The sequence below is a fragment of the Micromonospora sonneratiae genome (assembly GCF_042679305.1).
Classification (GTDB): domain Bacteria; phylum Actinomycetota; class Actinomycetes; order Mycobacteriales; family Micromonosporaceae; genus Micromonospora_H; species Micromonospora_H sonneratiae.
In genome coordinates, this window is sequence record NZ_JBHTMP010000098.1 from 1 (window position 1) to 18,199 (window position 18,199).

Annotated in this window: 18 protein-coding genes; 14 read left to right on the top strand and 4 right to left on the bottom strand. The window is 70.6% G+C overall.

Features of this window, described 5'->3' with window-relative positions:
• A partial coding sequence (locus ACFQ4H_RS32665; RefSeq protein ID WP_377578744.1) for a glycoside hydrolase family 3 protein occupies window positions 1-969 on the bottom strand: 969 nt, incomplete at its 3' end.
• A gap of 177 nt (window positions 970-1,146) precedes the next feature.
• On the opposite strand from ACFQ4H_RS32665, the gene ACFQ4H_RS32670 reads away from it, so the two are divergent.
• On the top strand, window positions 1,147-2,322 hold the full coding sequence (locus ACFQ4H_RS32670; protein ID WP_377578746.1) for an ROK family transcriptional regulator: 1,176 nt from the start codon (window positions 1,147-1,149) through the stop codon (window positions 2,320-2,322).
• Window positions 2,323-2,562: 240 nt separating this feature from the next.
• Entirely contained in the window at window positions 2,563-4,131 is a 1,569-nt protein-coding gene (locus tag ACFQ4H_RS32675) for a golvesin C-terminal-like domain-containing protein (RefSeq protein WP_377578748.1), read from the top strand.
• Window positions 4,132-4,226: 95 nt separating this feature from the next.
• Here ACFQ4H_RS32675 and ACFQ4H_RS32680 read toward each other — a convergent pair whose 3' ends face one another.
• Together ACFQ4H_RS32680 and ACFQ4H_RS32685 are read right to left on the bottom strand one after the other, a co-directional pair.
• On the bottom strand, window positions 4,227-5,216 hold the full coding sequence (locus tag ACFQ4H_RS32680) for an ABC transporter permease (RefSeq protein WP_377578750.1): 990 nt from the start codon (window positions 5,214-5,216) through the stop codon (window positions 4,227-4,229).
• Window positions 5,213-6,280: an ATP-binding cassette domain-containing protein gene (locus ACFQ4H_RS32685; RefSeq protein WP_377578752.1), complete on the bottom strand. Its 1,068-nt coding sequence runs from the start codon at window positions 6,278-6,280 to the stop codon at window positions 5,213-5,215. Before ACFQ4H_RS32685 ends, ACFQ4H_RS32680 begins: the two co-directional genes overlap by 4 nt.
• A gap of 127 nt (window positions 6,281-6,407) precedes the next feature.
• Between ACFQ4H_RS32685 and ACFQ4H_RS32690 the strand changes: the two genes are divergently transcribed.
• Window positions 6,408-7,217, top strand: coding sequence for an ABC transporter ATP-binding protein (locus ACFQ4H_RS32690; protein WP_377578754.1), 810 nt, complete (start codon window positions 6,408-6,410; stop codon window positions 7,215-7,217).
• Window positions 7,218-7,263: 46 nt separating this feature from the next.
• On the opposite strand, the gene ACFQ4H_RS32695 is transcribed toward ACFQ4H_RS32690, so the two are convergent.
• Window positions 7,264-8,241, bottom strand: coding sequence for an LLM class flavin-dependent oxidoreductase (locus ACFQ4H_RS32695; RefSeq protein ID WP_377578756.1), 978 nt, complete (start codon window positions 8,239-8,241; stop codon window positions 7,264-7,266).
• A 79-nt stretch (window positions 8,242-8,320) separates the two neighbouring features.
• Here ACFQ4H_RS32695 and ACFQ4H_RS32700 point away from each other — a divergent pair, with 79 nt between their 5' ends.
• From ACFQ4H_RS32700 to ACFQ4H_RS32750, 11 genes are all read left to right on the top strand, one after another.
• Window positions 8,321-9,220: a ribokinase gene (locus tag ACFQ4H_RS32700; RefSeq protein ID WP_377578758.1), complete on the top strand. Its 900-nt coding sequence runs from the start codon at window positions 8,321-8,323 to the stop codon at window positions 9,218-9,220.
• A gap of 22 nt (window positions 9,221-9,242) precedes the next feature.
• Window positions 9,243-9,653: a YccF domain-containing protein gene (locus tag ACFQ4H_RS32705; RefSeq protein WP_377578760.1), complete on the top strand. Its 411-nt coding sequence runs from the start codon at window positions 9,243-9,245 to the stop codon at window positions 9,651-9,653.
• Window positions 9,654-9,788: 135 nt separating this feature from the next.
• Complete coding sequence (locus tag ACFQ4H_RS32710) at window positions 9,789-10,562, top strand: hypothetical protein (protein ID WP_377578762.1); 774 nt, start codon at window positions 9,789-9,791, stop codon at window positions 10,560-10,562.
• Window positions 10,563-10,723: 161 nt separating this feature from the next.
• Entirely contained in the window at window positions 10,724-11,848 is a 1,125-nt protein-coding gene (locus tag ACFQ4H_RS32715; RefSeq protein WP_377578764.1) for a LacI family DNA-binding transcriptional regulator, read from the top strand.
• Entirely contained in the window at window positions 11,845-12,783 is a 939-nt protein-coding gene (locus ACFQ4H_RS32720; protein ID WP_377578766.1) for a carbohydrate ABC transporter permease, read from the top strand. The genes ACFQ4H_RS32715 and ACFQ4H_RS32720 overlap by 4 nt, the downstream gene beginning before the upstream one ends.
• 109 nt (window positions 12,784-12,892) lie before the next feature.
• Window positions 12,893-13,411 (top strand): carbohydrate ABC transporter permease, encoded by a 519-nt coding sequence (locus ACFQ4H_RS32725; RefSeq protein ID WP_377578768.1) that lies wholly within the window; start codon window positions 12,893-12,895, stop codon window positions 13,409-13,411.
• Entirely contained in the window at window positions 13,345-13,596 is a 252-nt protein-coding gene (locus ACFQ4H_RS32730; RefSeq protein ID WP_377578770.1) for an ABC transporter permease family protein, read from the top strand. The genes ACFQ4H_RS32725 and ACFQ4H_RS32730 overlap by 67 nt, the downstream gene beginning before the upstream one ends.
• Window positions 13,597-13,646: 50 nt before the next feature.
• The gene (locus tag ACFQ4H_RS32735) at window positions 13,647-14,939 is read left to right on the top strand and encodes an ABC transporter substrate-binding protein (RefSeq protein WP_377578772.1); all 1,293 of its coding nucleotides are present in this window, start codon (window positions 13,647-13,649) and stop codon (window positions 14,937-14,939) included.
• Window positions 14,940-14,941: 2 nt separating this feature from the next.
• Window positions 14,942-16,075 (top strand): ADP-ribosylglycohydrolase family protein, encoded by a 1,134-nt coding sequence (locus tag ACFQ4H_RS32740; protein ID WP_377578774.1) that lies wholly within the window; start codon window positions 14,942-14,944, stop codon window positions 16,073-16,075.
• Between the two features lies 1 nt (window position 16,076).
• Window positions 16,077-17,423 (top strand): ADP-ribosylglycohydrolase family protein, encoded by a 1,347-nt coding sequence (locus ACFQ4H_RS32745; protein WP_377578776.1) that lies wholly within the window; start codon window positions 16,077-16,079, stop codon window positions 17,421-17,423.
• Window positions 17,420-18,199: PfkB family carbohydrate kinase (locus ACFQ4H_RS32750; protein ID WP_377578778.1), on the top strand; the 780-nt coding region annotated here is incomplete at its 3' end. The genes ACFQ4H_RS32745 and ACFQ4H_RS32750, both read left to right, overlap by 4 nt.

Below are 18,199 nucleotides of genomic sequence, written 5' to 3' on the forward strand. Positions count from 1 at the left end.
ACTCGCGGCAGCCGCCTCGACCCGGGCACGGTCGAGCCGCCCGTCACCGAGCGCGGCGACGATCTCGGCGGCCACCTCCTCGACCAGGTCGGCGTCCACCTGGGCGCCGATGCAGAGCAGGTCGGCTCCGGCGGCCAGGGCACGGACGGCGGCCCGTCCCGGGCCACCGGCGATCACCGACGCGCCCTTCATCTCCAGTGCGTCGGTGACAATCGTCCCGGTGAAGCCGTACTCACGGCGGAGCAGGTCGGTCAGTGCGGCCCGGCTGAACGTCGCCGGGTTGTCACCGGTGAGGACCGGTACCCGGATGTGCGCGGTCATGATGGCCCGGGTGCCTGCGGTGACGACCGCCGCGAAGGGCGGCAGGTCGCGGTTGCGCAGGACGTCCAGGGGTACGTCCACCGTGGGCAGCTCGTGGTGGGAGTCGGTGACGGTGGCGCCGTGCCCGGGGAAGTGCTTGGCGCAGGCGGCCACGCCGGCGGACTGTAGACCGGCGACGGCGGCGGCGGAGTGGGCGGCGACCTGGAGCGGGTGGGCGCCGAACGAACGGGTGCCGATGACCGGGTTGTCGTCGGCCGAGTTGACGTCCACGGTCGGGGCGAGGTTGACGTTGATCCCGAGCGCGGCCAGCTCGCTGCCGATGGCGTGGTAGACGCGTTGGGTCAGTTCGACGTCGTCGACCGAGCCGAGCGCGGCGTTGCCCGGATACGGGCTGCCGGTGGCGTGTGCCAGTCGGGTGACGTCCCCGCCCTCCTCGTCGATGGCGATGAGCACGTCTGCGCGGGCACCGCGCAACGCGGCTGCGGTTGCCGCGACCTGGTCCGGGTGTTCGATGTTGTTGCCGAACAGCGTGTGTCCGGCGAGTCCGTCGGTGACCAGGTCGAGCGCCCATTCGGGGGGTGTGTTGCCGGGGAAGGCGGCGAGCAGCGTGCCCAGCGCCAGTCGGCGAAGTCCGGGATCAGTTCCCACGTGTCTCCCTCTTCGACGCCTCTCCGGCCCAGTGTCGCACCGGAGACCGTCAGGTTGTGGCCGAGTGGTGCCGGGTCGTCTGAGCACCGGTGCCAGGAGCGGCCATTACGCTACGGCTACTTGTCATAAGGCTAGCTAAAATATTAGTAAACCTTCTTAAATGTTAGAGGATGTCGCATGGGTTCCACGCGCCTACCCGGAACGCCGCGCCTGCTCCGCGCACTCAACGACCGAGCCGCGCTGGAACTGCTGCTAGCGAAGGGGCCGCTCACCCGGGCGCAGCTTGGCGAAATGACTGGTTTATCCAAGGTGACCGCGTCCCAGCTGGTCGAACGGCTGGAGCAGCGGGGGCTGGTGACCCGGGTCGGGGAGCAGGCCGGTGGGCGGGGGCCCAACGCCCAGCTCTACGCGGTCCGACCCAGCAGCGCCCACGTGGTGGGAGTGGACGTCGGCCCGGACCGGGTGGTGGCCGCCTGCGCGGACATCACCGGGGCGGTGATCGGTCGGGTGGAACAGTCCACGAAGGACACCGACGACCCGGTCGGTGTGGTGCACAACGCGGTGGTGCAGGCCGCCAGCGACGCCAGGGCCCCGCTGGACACCGTACGTCGGGTGGTGCTCGGCACGCCCGGCCTGGTCGACCCGGCCACCGGTGACATCACCTTCGCGTTCAACCTGCCCCGCTGGCACCGGGGTCTGCTGGCCGCGCTGCGCGAGGACCTGAACACGCCGGTGGTGTTCGAGAACGACGTCAACCTCGCCGCGGTCGCCGAGGCGCAGTCCGGCGCGGCCCGGGGGGTCGACGACTTCGTACTGGTCTGGGTGGGGGTCGGGGTCGGTCTGGCCATCATGCTGAACGGCCGGCTGCACCTCGGGAGCACGGGAGCCGCCGGCGAGATCGGCTACCTGCCGGTGCCCGGTGCGCCCATCCCACGGGACGCCTCCCGTCGGGCCAAGCCCGCGTTCGGACAGCTGGCCGGGGCTGACGCCGTGCTGGCGGTGGCCCGGGAGGGCGGGTTCCAGGGGGCTACGGCGGCCGACGCGGTACGGGCCGCGATCGCTGCCGGTACGGAGGGCGGGCCGGTGCTCGACGAGCTCGCCCGCCGGCTCGCCCTCGGGGTGGCCAGCACCTGTGTCGTACTCGACCCGCCGCTGGTGGTGCTGGCCGGTGAGGTCGGCCAGGCCGGTGGAAGTGCGTTGGCCGAGCGGGTGCAGCACGAGGTGGCCGCGATCACGCTGGTCACGCCCCGGGTGGTGGTGACCGAACTGACCGACGAGCCGATCCTGCGGGGCGCGTTGCAGACCGCGCTCGACGCCGTACGGGACGAGGTCTTCGGTTCCACAGTGAACTGAGCTGGTCCGGTTCCGGGTCGACTGGCGGCGACGACGTCGGTCGACCGGACCTCGTCCAGCGGCAGCCCAGGCGTGATGTCCGTCGATGGCAGGCTTCCGCGAAGCGGCGACTCGGTGAAGGAATTCTTCGCCAAAGTGAAACGTTTTGCAAGCTCTCGACATAGACAGGTTTAGCGCTATACCGTACGGCCACCTGGCGTCCCGCTACCGGGGCGTCCCATCACTCGGGGAGGAGTGACGGTGACTGTTCGGTTTACCCGGCGTCGCGCGAGCCACCTGCTCGGCGGCACCCTGATCCTGGCCATGGTCGGCCTGTCCGGCCAACCCGCCCTGGCCGGAGCGTCGGCTCCCGAAGCCAAGGGCAACGGGCCGGGCGGCGCATTGGCCGCCGCGTTCGACTCGGCGGCGAAGCGGTACGACGTACCGCGTGACCTGCTGGCTGCCCTCGGCTATGCCGAGACCCACCTCGACGGGCACGCTGGCGAGCCGAGCGCCTCGGGCGGCTACGGCGTCATGCACCTGGCGAGCAACCCCAAGCTGCGCACCCTGGACGAGGCGGCAACCCTCACCGGCCTTTCGATCAGCGCGCTACGCAGCAGGGACTCCGCCAACATCACCGGCGCGGCGGCCGTGCTGCGGTCGTACGCGGATGCGGCCGGGCTCACCAGGGCCCAACGTGCCGACATCAACCGGTGGTACCCGCTGGTCGCCAAGTACGGTGGTTCGTCCCAGCCGGCCACCGCCCGGCTCTACGCGGACACCGTGTACGACACGTTGGCCACCGGGTTCACCGCGCAGACCGCGGCCGGTCCGTTCGGGCTCGCCGGTCGGTCGGTGGCACCGCAACGTGGCGAACTGGCTGCGGTCGCCCCGCTGGGCGCGCAGGCCGACGTCGGCATCCTCAGCACCGACTACGGCCCGGCGGCCTGGGTGCCGGCCAACAGCGCCAACTACACGGCGTCCAGCCGCGAGTCGTCGTACCCGATCAACTACATCGTCATCCACACCATGCAGGGCACCTACGCGGGCTCGATCAGCTGGTTCCAGAACGCCGCTGCGGGCACGAGCGCGCACTACCTGCTCCGCTCCTCGGACGGTGCCGTCACCCAGATGGTGCGGGACAAGGACATCGCCTGGCACGCCGGCAACTGGACCTACAACACCCAGTCGATCGGCATCGAGCACGAGGGATACATCAACAACGCCTCCTGGTACACCGACGCGATGTACCGGTCTTCGGCCGCGCTGACCAAGTACCTGTGCGAGAAGTACGGGATCCCGAAGACCCGCTCGAACATCATCGGCCACAACCAGGTCCCCGGCGCGACGCACACCGACCCCGGGCCGAACTGGAACTGGACGTACTACATGCAGCTGATCACCGGTTCGACCGGTGGTGGATGGTCGACCACCGTGGACAACACCACCTCGGGCCGGTTCACCGCCAGCGGCAACTGGGGCACCTCGTCGTACTCCGCGCAGCGCCAGGGCACCGACTACCGGTTCGCCGACCCGGTCGCGGCCAGCGACGCCGCCTGGTACAAGGTGAACATCCCGGAGACCGGCAACTACCGGGTCGACGTCTGGTACCCGGCCGACGCCGGCTACAACGACAGCACCCCGTACGTCGTGGTCACCACCTCCGGTAACCAGACCGTCCACGTCAACCAGCGGGCCAACGGCGGCCAGTGGCGGTCGCTGGGCACGTTCAACCTCGCCGCCGGTGACGCCAACAAGGTGGGCGTCAGCCGGTGGACCAACGGCACCGGGTACGTGATCGCCGACGCGATCCGGGTCACCCGCGTCTGAGCCAGCGGGGGGTGGGGTCCCGTCCGCAACGTGGCGGACGGGACCCCAGTGCCGTGCTGTTGGGGTTCGTGCCGGTGGAACCCTCGTCGGCGTCCTCAGGCGAGGTCGCGCTGGCGGAACATGGCGAACGCGGCGGTGACGCAACTGGCGACCAGGGCCAACAGGACGACCAACGCCGGTACCCAGGTGATGGTGTAGAAGCCGTTGCAGTCGGTGTCGCCCAGACAGGCGGACCTGTCCCAGAGTTCGATCTCACCGGCCAGCAGGGCCACGACGTAGGTGGAGATCATCCAGAAGTCCGTGCGGGCGACCTCGACTATCTCCATCACGATCCGGGCCCCGCCCTCCCACAGGACGAGGTAGGCGGCGACCGTACCGAGTGCGGCGGCGGTGTGCCGGCCGAGCACGGCGATCCCGAAGCTCAGCGCCGTGATCATCAGGATCAGGCCAGCTCCCCGGCCCATGGTCAGGGAAAGCCAGCGCCAGAACTCCCCGTCCAGTTCCCCCGGTAGACCGCTCACCTGGGCGATCAGCCAGAACGCGCCGAGGTAGAGCACCGAGGCGACCGCCGTGACGCCCAGGACACCGGCCAGCAGGGTGCCGAGCTTGGAGCCGAGCACCGTCATCCGCTGCGGCCGCCACAGCAGCAGGTTGGTCATCCCGCCCGAGTTCAGGTCCGCTCCGACGTACGATGCCCCGACCAGGAAACCGAACAGCACCAGGAACGTGATGAGGAAGTACACCAACGGCCGGATCTCGCGGTCGAAGACGAAGACCCCGGAGAGGTAGTCGCTCACGTGCGGCGTCTCCGGCCGGCTGCTGTCACAGTCGGTCGGGTACTGACGGGCGTTCTCCAACGACGGTGACCGCTTGGCGGCCAGGCACTGCGCGTACCACCGCTCATGTTCGAGTCGTTGCTGTGTGGTCTCCCGCTCGGCCCAGGCCAACTCGCTGGAACTCGGCCGGTGGGTGCTGGCCAGCGTGGTGGCGATGGTGATGCCGAACGCGACGACCAGTAGCACCAGCATGAGCCGTACGAAGCGGCGTGCGTAGAGCCGGCTGAACTCGGCCCGTACCAGGTTCACTCCCGCGCTCCCTCTTCGTCGTCGGCGGTCGTCGTGCCCAGCTCGATCCGTCCCGGGACCGCAGCCGGAACCTGGGGTTCGCCGGCCGGGTCGAGCCGCACCGGGTCGTCGAGCCGCACCGGGTCGTCGATCTGACGGGGTGCATCCGGGTGCGGCTCGGTGTCGGTGAGCTGGAGGAAGACGCTCTCCAGGTCGGGGGTGAGCGGGGTCAGCTCACGTACCCAGAGCCCCTGCTCGCCCAGCGTCCGACTGATCTGGATCGGGTCGTCCAGGTCGGCGACGACGAGATGGTCGCCGCGCTCGTCGACGGCCAGATCGGCGGCCCGGAGCAGTTCGGCGGCCCGGGCGGGATCGTCGACCCGGACCCGGAACTCGCCACGGTCGAAGCCGGCCAGCACGTCGCTGACCGGGCCGGCGACCACGCGTCGCCCCCGCGAGATGATCGTGACGTGGTCACAGATGTGCTGGATCTCGGCCAGGATGTGACTGGAGACCAGCACGGTCGCCCCGGCCGCAGCCAGGTCGCTCATCATGTCGCGCATCTCCCGAATGCCCGCCGGGTCCAGTCCGTTGGCCGGCTCGTCCAGGATCAGCAACTCCGGCTGCTTGAGCAGCGCGGAGGCGACCGCCAGTCGCTGCTTCATGCCCAGCGAGTACGCCTTGACCCGTTCGTCGCCCCGGTCCCGGAGGCCGACCTGCTCCAACACCTCCTCGACCCGGGTCGAAGGGATTCCCCCGGCCGTGGCCAGCAGGCTCAGCGTCCGGCGGCCGGTGAAGTTACCGAAGAACTGCGGGCTTTCGACGATGGCACCGAGCCGGTCGACCACCGTCGGTAGCCGATCGGGTGCCGACTCGCCGAGCACCGTCATCCGTCCGCTGTCGGCCTGGACCAGGCCGAGCAGCGTACGCAGGGTGGTGGTCTTGCCGGATCCGTTGGGGCCGAGGAAGCCGTGCACCTGGCCGGACTCGACGAGCATGTCGAAGCCGTCCAGCGCGGTACGACGCCCGCGACGCAGACTGTTGAATGTCTTACGCAGCCCCTCGATCTCGATTACCGCGCCCACGGCACCGCTCCACAGCGTTCGTCCATGTCGCCCCTTCGTCGAGAGTGATCAACGACACGAGGCCTCACCCTACGGGTGGGACACACGTCATGGGGGGCAGCCAAGCGGTGCGTGGTTGGATGGGCGGGTGCCTACAGATCCGACGCCCGACAGCGACGACCTGGTGATCAACCTCGATGAGGTGGCGGTGCTGCGCTCCGGCACCCACCTGTTACGGGATGTCACCTGGCGAGTCGAGTTGGACGAGCGCTGGGTGGTGCTCGGTCCGAACGGTGCGGGCAAGACGACCCTGCTCAACCTGGCCTCCGGGCAGCTGTACCCCACCACCGGCACTGCACATGTGCTCGGTGAACGGATCGGGCGGACCGACGTCAACGAACTGCGTACCCGGATCGGGTTGTCCACCGCCAAGTTGGCCGAGCGGATCCCGGCCGACGAGCGGGTGGTCGACGTGGTGATGACCGCGGCGTGGTCGGTGGTCGGTCGGTGGCGGGAGAAGTACGACACCACCGACGAGGCCCGTGCGCGGGGCCTGCTCGATCAGCTCGGCGTGGCCGGACTGGCCGACCGGACGTACGGGACGCTGTCGGAGGGCGAACGCAAGCGGACGCAGATCGCCCGTGCGTTGATGACCGACCCGGAACTGCTGCTGCTCGACGAGCCGACCGCCGGACTCGACCTCGGCGGCCGGGAGGACCTGGTCGCCCGGCTGGCCGACCTGGCGTACGACCCGGACGCGCCGGCGATGGTGCTGGTCACCCACCATGTGGAGGAGATCCCACCCGGGTTCACCCACGCGCTGCTGATCCGCGACGGCGGGATCGTGGCGCAGGGGTTGATCGGGCAGACGATCACCAGCGAGTACCTGTCGAAGACCTTCGGTCTCCCGCTGACCGTCGAGCGCTCCGGCGACCGGTTCACCGCCCGCGCCGCCTGACCGGTGTAAGGAAGGGTCCCTTCCTGTCTGTACAGGAGGCCCTTCCTCACACCAGGGGCAGGAGTTCCTCGGCGGCGAGGGTGACCTGGGCGACGGCCGACTGCGGGTCGCGCGGTGGTACGAACACCACGGCGTCGGCGCTGGCTGCGCGGAGCCGAGCCACCGCCGCCGCGCAGTGCCGGGCGGTGCCGGCCGCGGCGAACCGGTCGAGGTAGCTGTCCGGCAGCAGGGCGGCCAGCGCGTCGAGCCCTGACGACCGGGACCGGAGGCTGGCGATCTCGTCGGTCAGTTCGGCGTCGGCAGGGGGCAGCGGCCGGCCGTCCGAGAGTCGGGTGGCGATCTCCCGCCGGGCGCTGCTCCGCCGCTCGTCGAGGTCGAGGTGCGCGTACACGGTCAGCCGGTGGTCGTCGGTACGCCCCGCCGCCCGTCGCCCTTCGTCGATCATGCTGCGCGCCCAGCGTACGTAGGCCGCGCTCGCGCACTCGGCCAGGATCGTACCGTCGGCCACCCGGCCGGAGAGCCGCAGCGACTTCTCCCCCCGTACGCCGGTGGCGATCGGGGGCGGAACGGTGGGTGGGAACTCCAACGCCACGTCGGACAGCCGGGCGTGCCGGCCGGCGACGGTCACCGACTGACCGGCCAGGAGCGCCCGTACCGCCTCGACGGTCTCGCCGAGCACCGCCAGCGGTGAGGGATGGCCGGCGCCCACCTGGCGTACCCACTCGTCGACGCCGTGGCCGAAGCCGGGCAGGATGCGGCCGGGAAACATCCGGGACAGGTTGGCCAGTTCCATGGCGGCCAACGCCGGGTTACGGAACGCGGCCGGCAGGATACCGATGCCGATGGCCAGCTTCTCGGTGACCGCCGCGGCGACTGCGGCGGCCGACACCGCCCCGGCGAAGAAGCAGTCCTCGACGAGCCACAACTCGTCGTAGCCCAACCGCTCCACGAGCCGGGCGAAGGCCGGCAGGTTCTCCGGGGGATTGTCACAGCGGTACATGACGCCGATCGGCATGTCTCCCATGTCACGCAGCCTGCCAGAACTGCCGGGCCCCGGCATGCGTCTTAAACTCGGGAGACCGCTGAAGTGGGGGAGGGTGCTCGTGGACCGGCCACGGGTCGTCATTGTCGGCAGCGCCAACATGGACCTGGTCGCGATGGCTCCGACCCTGCCCCGACCCGGGGAGACGGTGCTCGGCACCGAGTTCCTCACGGTGGCCGGCGGCAAGGGGGCCAACCAGGCGATCGCGGCGGCCCGGGCCGGCGGGGCGGCGACGTTCCTGGCGGCGATCGGCTCGGACTCGTTCGGGGTGACGCTGAAGGCCCGGATCGCCGCGTCCGGGGTGGACACTTCGCTGATCCGGGTGGTCTACGGCGCATCCGGGGTCGCACTGGTCACGGTCGGGGCGAGCGGCGAGCATTCGGTGGTGGTGACGCCGGGGGCCAACGCCGCGCTCACCGCGCTGACCGAGGCCGAGTTGTCCGCCGTACGGGATGCGGACGTCCTGGTCGCGCAGGTGGAGGTGCCGGTCGAGACGGTGACCCAGGCGGCGCTGGCTGCCCGGGCTGCCGGGACGCGGGTGGTGCTCAACGCGGCCCCGCCCCGGGAACTGCCGGCCGAGCTGTTGGCCGCCGTGGATCTGCTGGTGGTCAACGAGGTGGAGGCGCGGGCGCTCACCGGCCGGGGCCGGGAGGAGCCGGAGGCGTTGCTGGCCCTGGTGCCCCGGGCGGTGTTGACGCTCGGTGACCAGGGCGCGTGGTACGGCGAGCGCAACGGCGGGGTGACGCACATTCCCGCCTTCAAGGTCGACGTGGTCGACTCGACCGGTGCCGGGGACGCGTTCACCGCCGCACTGGCCGTGGCCTGGGCCGAGGGGCGGGAACTGGTCGACGCGCTGCGCTGGGCGAGTGCGGCCGGGGCGGCCTGCGCCCGGCGGCTCGGCGCATCGATATCGCTGCCGCAGCGGTCGGAGATCGACGCTCTCTTCCAGGCCGGTACTTGATCGAATAGCGCACCATGGAGACATGGTGCGATTCATCCTCAACCTGCTCTGGCTGATCTTCGGTAGTGGTATCGCGCTGGCGATCGGGTACGGCATCGCGGCGCTGATCTGTTTCGCGCTGATCGTGACGATCCCGTTCGGGGTGGCGGCGCTGCGGCTGGCCTACTACTCGCTGTGGCCGTTCGGTCGTACGCTCGTCGCGAAGCCCAGTGCCGGCCTGGCCTCCGGCCTGGCCAACGTCCTGTGGGTCGTGCTCGCCGGCTGGTGGCTGGCGCTGATGCACATCGTGGCCGGGATCGGGCTGTGCGTGACCATCGTCGGCATCCCGTTCGGTATCGCCAACTTCAAGCTGGTCCCGGCGGCGTTCTGGCCGCTCGGTCGGGAGGTCGTCGAGGTCGACGACCTGCGTCACCCGTACGCGGCGACCAGCTGACGTCGCCTGACATCCTCGCCCCGCCCGGCGACCCCTCGGGGCGACCGGACGGCTTCTACAATCGGCGGTTCAGCGATCGACCGTTCTCATCCGCCTACGGTCGGTCGTTGAGGCGGATTCGGAGGCGGCGGTGAGATGACGCAGCGAGCATGTCCGGCCTGCGGCTACCTTGACGACAGTGGTTCGGCGTACTGCCTGGACCCGGGCTGCGGTGCCCGGCTGAAGCCCGTCGAGAGCCCATCGGCTGGGTCGACCGCTGCGGCACCGCCGACGGCAGCGTCGACCGCTGTGGCGTCACCGGAGAGGGCGGCATCGCCGATACGCGGATGGTTGGTCCTGGCGGCCGTGCTGGCGATCGCCCTTGCCGGCACCGGACTCTGGCTCGGCACCGCGCCATTCGACGACCGTGCCGTCGGCCCGGATCCGGGCACCAGCGTCGGCCCCGGACCCGGGCCGGGGGAACCGCTGCCAGCCACTGTCGTATCGCCGCCGGTGTCGCCCGTGCCGCCGCTGCTGACCCCTACGGCACCACGGGCCACCGTGGCCCCGACGGTCGGTGGTGCCACCCGCACCCCCCGGCGTACGACTCCTCCGCCGGCCCAGAGCCAGCGGCCACCGGTGCCCTATGTGACTACGGCGAGCAGTCCGCAGTGTCGCGCCGACGGATCGTGGGTGCTCGGGGCGACGGCTCAGCTGCACAACGCGGCCAGGGGCACCGAGGCGGTCCTCCAGTACCCGTTGGGGGACGGGAACTACCACGGGGGCGGGATGGCGGGCGGTCCGACCCGGTTCACCGACAGCAGCCCGGCAATTCATCGCACCGAGTCGGAAGATTGGTACGTGGAGGTCAAGCTGCCCGACGGCCGGAGGATCAAGTCGGCCACGAAGGTCAGCTACAACCCCTGCTAGCCGTCGGCTGGTGCCGCATCACCAACCCCGGAGTTCAGCTGCGTCGGCCGGTGGGGGCGTGGGGCGGGACGGAAACGTTTTCGTAACAGCCTCTTGACGTGCCTGAACTCCCGTCGCAGACTCTCGGAAACGTTTACAGCTGCGAGGCGGAGGTGTGGTGCATGGGTCGTAAACGTTTACAGTCTGCCGGGGACGGTCGACCGACGGTGCACACCGTCGCCGCCCGCGCCGGCGTCTCCATCGCCTCGGCCTCCCGTGTGCTCAACGGCGTCGGCGGCAGCCCCGAGACGGTCCGGAAGGTCCGCGAGGCCGCCGCCGAGGTCGGCTACGTACCCAACGCCATCGCCCGGTCGCTCCAGTCCCAGCGCACCGGTCTCATCGCGCTGGCCGTCGAGGACATCGGCAACCCGGTCTACGTGGCGATGATGCGGGCGATCGAGGCGGTCGTCGCCGAGTCCGGTCGGCAGTTGCTCGTACACGCCACCGGCGGACAGGTCGACAACGAGACCGCGCTGCTGCGTCGACTGGCCCACCGCTACGTCGACGGCATGATCGTTTCACCGATCCGGGTCACCGACGCGCATCTCGAAGCACTGGCGGACAGCCCGGTGCCGGTGGTCGTCGTCGGTCAGCTGCCCGAGGACGCCCCGGTCGACAACGTACGCACCGACTCCCGTACCGGTGTGGCGCTGGCCGTCGACCACCTGGTCGCCGCCGGTCGGCGGCGGATCGGGTTCGTCAACGGTCCCCTGGACACCGTGCCCGGCGCGGCCCGCGACTCCGGATTCCGGGCCGCCCTCGCCACCCACGGCATCGAGGTCGACGAGCGGCTGATCGAGGTCGGCGACTTCCAGTACGCGGCCGGCCGGGCGGCCACCGAGCGACTACTGGCCCGGGCACTCCCGGATGCGTTGCTCTGCGCCAACGACCTGATCGCGGTCGGCGCCCTGCACGCGCTCTACGGCGTACACCGCAGCGTGCCGCAGGACGTGGCCCTGGTCGGCATGGACGACACCGAGCTGGCCCAGATGGCCTTCCCGCAGATCTCCAGCGTGTCGCTCGGCTCGGCGACCCGTGGTCGACGGGCGGCCGAACTGCTGCTCGAACGGATCGCCGACCCGACCCTGCCGCCACGTCGGGAGCAGGTCGCACCCAGCCTCGTCGTACGGGCCTCCAGCGCCGTCACCTCCGCGACTGATGCCGTCACGCCCGCGACGACTGACGTCACGGCGGATGCCGTCACGCCCACGGCGCACGGGTTGCCGGGCGTGGAGGTGACAGCGTGACCACGTTGACCGAGCAGCCGGACGTCGACCGGGGAGCCGGACGCAAACCACGTCCCACCTGGGCACGTTCGGACCGGATGGCCATCTATCTGCTCCTGTTGCCGTCGCTGTTGCCGATCGTGCTGCTGTCGGTCTTCCCACTGCTGCGCGGGATGTACCTCGGCTTCACCGACGCGCGGGCCGGTCGCAACGTGGACATCAGCTTCACCGGCCTGGCGAACTACCGGGAACTGCTCTCCGACGAGCTGTTCTGGAACTCGTTCAAGATCGGCCTGTTGTGGGCGGTCGGGGTCACCGTCCTACAGTTCGTGCTCGCCCTCGGGCTCGCCCTGCTGCTCAACCAGCAGCTCAGGTTCCGGGGCGTGGCCCGGGTGCTGGCCGTGGTGCCGTGGGCCATGCCGCCGGTGGTGGTCGGCATCCTCTGGAAGCTGGTCTACCACCCGGACGCCGGCCTGCTCAACGAGTTCTTCTACCGCATCGGTGCGGACGGGCTGCGAACCAACTGGCTCGGTGACTTCAGCACCGCACTGCCCGCTGTGATCATCGTCGGGGTCTGGGCGGGCATGCCGCAGACCACCGTGGTGCTGCTGGCCGGGCTCCAGGGCGTACCCCGGGAACTGCACGAGGCCGCGGCGGTCGACGGTGCCAGCGCCTGGCACCGGTTCCGCCGGGTCACGCTGCCGTCGCTGATGCCGGTGATCGTCGCGATCACGTCGTTGGACTTCATCTGGAACTTCAACTCGTTCGGCCTGGTCTACGTGCTCACCGCCGGTGGGCCCGGCGGCAAGACGATGCTGCCGATGCTCTTCGCGTACGAGGAGGCCTTCCGCTACGGCAACTACGGCTACGCGGCAGCGCTCGGCAACGTGATGGTCGTGATCATCGTGGCGCTGCTGGCCGTCTATCTCCGCCGCCGGCTCAAGGAGGCGAACTAGCCATGATCGGAGCGAGGAGCGCGCGTGCCGGGGCAGCTCGCGTGGGACGCGGCGGCGCCGGCATGCGCGTCGAGCTTGCGAGCCCCGCAGTCCCGATCGGAGGAGTGCAATGATCGGAAAACCCTCCCGTGCGGGGAAGGCGTTCCAGTACCTGGCGCTGCTGGCGTACCTGATCTTCCTCGGGTTCCCGCTGGTGTGGCTGCTGTCCACCTCGTTCAAGCCACCCCGGGAACTGGTCAAGCTGCACCCGACCCTGTTGCCGGACAACCCGACGTTCAGCAACTACGTACAGGCCTTCACCGAGCAGGAACTCGGGCGGGCCGCGTTGAACAGCCTCCAGGTCTCGCTGGCCTCCGCGGTGCTGACGGTGCTGGTGGCGCTGCCCGCGTCGTACGCCCTGGCCCGGTTCAGGAGCAAACTGGGTACGGCGGCGCTGGGCTGGGTGCTGCTCTCCCAGCTCTTCCCGTTCGTCCTGCTGATCATCCCGATCTTCCTGGTGCTACGGGAGGTCGGGCTGGCCAACTCCCACGCCGGCCTGGTGCTGATCTACGTGGTGTGGGCGTGGTCGCGACGGCCCTGTTCTCGTTCATCTCCGCCTGGAACGAGTTCTTCTTCGCGCTCGTACTGATCAAGACCCCCGATCTGGCGACCCTGCCGGTCACCCTGGCCCGGTTCGTCGGCATCGAGGGTACGGCCCGGCTCGGCCCCCTGGCCGCCGGCTCACTGCTGGCCACCATCCCGAGCCTGGTCTTCTTCGCCTTCATGCAACGCCGACTGGCCTCCGGGTCGCTGGCCGGCGCAGTCAAGGGCTGACCGGCTACTCGGCGCGGTCGGCAATCCCCCACAAAGGAGTGGTATCCCCCATGTCCCTGAACAGATTCGGCCGTCGACTGGCCGCCACAGCGGTGGCGGGCGTCGTCGGCCTGGGCACGCTCGCCGGCTGCGGCACGGGCGACGACGAGCAGAGCGATGGTCCGGTCAAGCTGCGGTTCCTCAGCTTGGCCTGGCAGAAGGAGTCGTTGCAGGCCAACAAGGACCTGGTCGCCAAGTGGAACGCCGACCACCCGGACATCCAGGTCGAGTACGTCCAGGGCGACTGGAACTCGATCCACGACCAGCTGCTCACCTCGTTCGAGGGCGGCGACGCCGCCGACATCGTGCACTACGAGGCGTCGGCGATCGGCGAGTTCAGCAAGCAGGGCTACCTGGCCGACCTGTCCGGTCTGCTCTCCAGCGACCTGAAGGGCCAGATCGACCAGGGCATCTGGGACACCGCCACGTACGACGGCAAGGTCACCGGAGTGCCGTTCCTGCTGGAGTCGCAGGTCGTCATCGCCAACAAGAAGCTGCTCGACGGTGCCGGTATCCCCGTTCCCGCCGCCGACGGCGGCTGGACCTGGGACGAGTTCCAGACCAACGCGCAGAAGCTGACCAAGCCCGGCCAGTACGGCGTGGCCTGGGCCCTGAAGTCGCCCACCAACCGGGTGATGAACCTGGCGCTCAACTTCGACGGCAAGTTCTTCTACACCGAGGGCGGCAAGACCGAGGTCCGGGTCGGCGACGGGGAGAAGGAGATCCCGAAGCGGATCCACGACATGCTCTACACCGCCAGGTCGGCCTCGCCGGAGGCGCTGGGCATGAGCGGTGCGGACAGCCTCCCCGGCTTCTTCGGCGGCAAGTACGCGATGATCCCGGGCTCGGTCTCGCTGCGTCAGCAGATGGTGGAGCAGGCCCCCGAGGGCTTCGAGTGGGTGACCCTGCCCCCGATCAAGGGGCTGTCCACCGCTCAGGCGGCCAACCCGCAGACGCTGTCCATCTCGGCGGACTCGAAGCACAAGAAGCAGGCCGCGCAGTTCCTGGAGTACTTCCTCAACCCGACCAACATGGCCGCCCTGGCCAAGGGCGACTGGCTGGTGCCGACCGGCAAGAAGGCCAACGAGGAACTGGTCAAGCTCACCGGCGGCAAGCAGGGCTGGGACGTCGCGGCGGACAGTGCCGCCGACCTGACCGTCGCGCCGTTCCAGAAGGCCGACGGGTACCCAGAGTGGAAGACCAAGTACGCCACCCCGGCGCTCCAGCAGTACTTCGCAAACAAGATCACGCTTGACCAGTTGGCCACCCAGCTGGTCGACGGTGGGAAGCAGGTTCTGAGGTAACCATGGAACTCTTGCTCGACAAGTCGGTCGGCTGCCTGGTCGGTGCCGCTGTGGGCGATGCCCTCGGCGGTGCCACCGAGACAGCGCTGCCCGAGGAGATCCAGGCCCGGTTCGGCGGCTGGGTCGACGGCATCGCGCCGCCGTTCCACACCAACTGGGCCACCGCGCGGCCGACGGCCCCGTACCACAAGGGCGACGGGCACATCACCGACGACACGTTGATGACCCACGCACTGGTGCGGGCGTACGCCAGGAAGCGCGACCACCTCGACGCGTACGACGTGGTGGAACTACTCGTGCCCGACCTGCTCGAGCGGGTGGTCTACATCCCGGACCTGGAGCGGGAAGGGGTCACCTTCCACCGCCTGGCCGCTGCCGAGCGCTGGCTGGTGACCCGTCTGCACCACGCGCACGCCGACCCCCGCGAGGGCGGTGTGGGCAACATCGTCAACTGTGGTGCCGCGATGTACATGGCACCGGTCGGCATCGTCAACGCGGGTGACCCGGCGGGGGCGTACGCGGAGGCGGTGGAGATCGCCGGGGCGCACCAGCACAGCTACGGGCGGGAGGCTGCCGCGGTGTTCGCCGCCGCGGTCGCCGCCGCGATGACGCCGGGTGCCGGCATCGACGACGTGGTCGACGCGGCCCTGGACCTCGCCCGCGACGGCACCCGCGCCGCCATCGACGCGGTGGTCGGGCAGGCCAGGAAGTACGACGACTGGCGCGAGGCCATCACGCCGTTGCGGACGGCGGTCGCGCCGTACGACACGGTGGGGGAGGACTACCGCCGCCCGGGACTGGGCGCACGGCGACCCAGCCGGCTGCACTCGATCGAGGAGCTGCCAGCCGCGTTGGGAATGCTCGTGGTGGCTCGGGGGCAGTTCCGGGAGGCGGTGCTGGGGGCGGTCAACTACGGTCGGGACTCCGACTCGACCGCCACCATGGCAGCGGCGATCGCCGGCGCGTTGGGGGGCGCGTCGGTGGTCCCGGACGAGTGGTCCACGGCCGTGTCCGAGGCGTCCCGGGTCGACCTGGTCGACCCGGGACGGGTGCTGGCCGGCGTGGCCACCGAGGTCTTCGCCCGCGACCAGCAGCGGTTCGCCCGACGGGCCTCCCGGTTCCAGGGGCTGAGCTGACATGCGACTGACCTGGGTACAGCCGGAGGACCTGCTGCCACACGAACTGGCGGCCAGCCGGGACGAGGGGCGGGACGTGTCGGCGGTGCTGGACCGCTGGGCGGCGGCCGGTGGCCCGACCGAGGCGCCGGTCAGCGGTGCGTCGGCGACTCCGGCCGACCCGACGCTACGGGCGTTGGCGGCGAAGCTGCTCGACGTCTGTGACGCCCTGCCCGCCGCCATCTCACCGACCGAGCCGGTGAGCCTGGACGACATCCGGGCGACCTGGCCGGCGGCGTGGCAACTTCCGGCCGGGTCGGTCGATCCGGACCGGATGCGGGGAGCCTGGCTGGGCCGGGCCGCCGGCTGCCTGCTCGGCAAGCCGGTGGAGAAGATCGCCCGGCAGGGCATCCGGGAGATCCTGGAGGCGACCGGCCGGTGGCCGCTGTCGGCGTACTTCACGGCCGTCGGTCTGCCGGACGAGGTGGCGGCCCGCTGGCCGTGGAACCGGCGCAGCGCGGTGAACAGCCTCGCCGAGAACATCGACGGCATGCCGGAGGACGACGACCTCAACTTCGCGCTGCTGGCGCTACGCGTACTGGAGACCCGGGGGCGGGACTTCACCAGCGACGATGTCGCCCAGGCGTGGCTGGACTGGCTGCCCGGCGGGCGGGTGTTCACCGCCGAGCGGGTGGCCTACCGCAACCTGCTGCTCGGCATGAGCCCGCCGGCCACCGCATTGCGGCACAACCCGTTCCGGGAGTGGATCGGTGCGCAGATCCGCACCGACGTCTACGGCTGGGTCAACCCCGGCCGCCCCGACCTGGCCGCTGAGATGGCGTACCGGGACGCGGCGGTGAGCCACGTCCGGGCGGGCGTGTACGGGGCACAGTGGGTGGCGGCGATGACCTCCGCCGCCCTGGTCGCCTCCGATGTGGACACGGTGCTGGACGTGGGCGAGTCGGTGCTGCCGCCGCAGAGCAAGTTCGCGGCGACGGTACGTCGGGCGCGGGCCCTGGGCGCCTCCGGTGCCGACTGGGAGTCGGTGATCGACGAGTTGTACGCCGAACACGGGCACCTGCACTGGGTGCACGTACGCAACAACGCGGCGCTGGTGGCTGCCGCGCTCGCGTACGGCCGGGGCGACCTCCACCGGTCGATCTGCGCGGTGGTCAGCGGCGGTTGGGACACCGACTCGACCGGTGCCACGGTCGGTTCGATCACCGGTGCGTTGACCGGGGCGACCGGCCTGCCCGAGCAGTGGACCGGGCCGCTACGGGGTCGGCTGCGCAGCAGCATCGCCGGGTTCGACGGGGTCGGCTTCGACGAGCTGGCCAGCCGGACACTGCGCCTGGTGGAGTCGGCATGACGGCGCGGGTGGTGGTGGTCGGCAGCGCCAACCTCGATCTGGTGGTGACCACGCCGACGCTGCCCACCCCGGGAGAGACGGTGCTGGGGGAGGGGTTCAGCACCGTACCCGGTGGCAAGGGCGCGAACCAGGCGGTCGCCGCCGCCCGGGCCGGCGCTGACTGCGCCTTCGTCGGTGCGGTCGGGCAGGACAGCTTCGGCGGGCTGCTACGCGACAACCTCGTCGGTGCCGGGGTCGACGTGAGCCGGCTACGGGCCGTTCCCGGCCCGTCCGGGGTGGCCCTGATCGCGGTGGACAGCTCGGCGGAGAACTTCATCGTGGTGGCGCCCGGCGCCAACGGCGAGCTGGTCGGGCTGGACGCCGAGGACCGGGCCCTGATCGCCGCCGCCGACGTACTGCTGTTGCAGTTGGAGACCCCACTGACCGCCGTCGCCGAGGCCGCCGGGGCGGCCCGCGCGGGCGGTACGACGGTGGTGTTGAACGCGGCACCGGCGCGGTTGCTGCCGGCGGAGCTGCTGGCCCTGGTCGACGTCCTGGTGGTGAACCAGGGGGAGGCGGAGACCATCGTCGGGCGCGCCGACGAGCCGGACGTGCTGTTGGCGGCGTTGCTCGACCTGGTGCCCCGGGTGGTGCTGACGCTCGGGGCGCGGGGGGCGCGCTACGCGGACCGGGCCGGGCTGCGACTGGCGGTCGACGCGCCGCTGATCGAGGCGGTGGACACCACCGCCGCCCGGGACGCGTTCACCGCCGCACTGGCCGTGGCCTGGGCCGAGGGG

What these genes read in the sequence shown, in the direction of transcription:
- ACFQ4H_RS32670 (WP_377578746.1), top strand. Translation starts at nt 1,147, where the DNA reads ATGGGTTCCACGCGCCTACCCGGAACGCCGCGCCTGCTCCGCGCACTC.
- ACFQ4H_RS32695 (WP_377578756.1), bottom strand. Translation starts at nt 8,241, where the DNA reads ATGGGAGACATGCCGATCGGCGTCATGTACCGCTGTGACAATCCCCCG.
- ACFQ4H_RS32705 (WP_377578760.1), top strand. Translation starts at nt 9,243, where the DNA reads ATGGTGCGATTCATCCTCAACCTGCTCTGGCTGATCTTCGGTAGTGGT.
- ACFQ4H_RS32710 (WP_377578762.1), top strand. Translation starts at nt 9,789, where the DNA reads ATGACGCAGCGAGCATGTCCGGCCTGCGGCTACCTTGACGACAGTGGT.
- ACFQ4H_RS32715 (WP_377578764.1), top strand. Translation starts at nt 10,724, where the DNA reads ATGGGTCGTAAACGTTTACAGTCTGCCGGGGACGGTCGACCGACGGTG.
- ACFQ4H_RS32725 (WP_377578768.1), top strand. Translation starts at nt 12,893, where the DNA reads ATGATCGGAAAACCCTCCCGTGCGGGGAAGGCGTTCCAGTACCTGGCG.
- ACFQ4H_RS32735 (WP_377578772.1), top strand. Translation starts at nt 13,647, where the DNA reads ATGTCCCTGAACAGATTCGGCCGTCGACTGGCCGCCACAGCGGTGGCG.
- ACFQ4H_RS32740 (WP_377578774.1), top strand. Translation starts at nt 14,942, where the DNA reads ATGGAACTCTTGCTCGACAAGTCGGTCGGCTGCCTGGTCGGTGCCGCT.
- ACFQ4H_RS32745 (WP_377578776.1), top strand. Translation starts at nt 16,077, where the DNA reads ATGCGACTGACCTGGGTACAGCCGGAGGACCTGCTGCCACACGAACTG.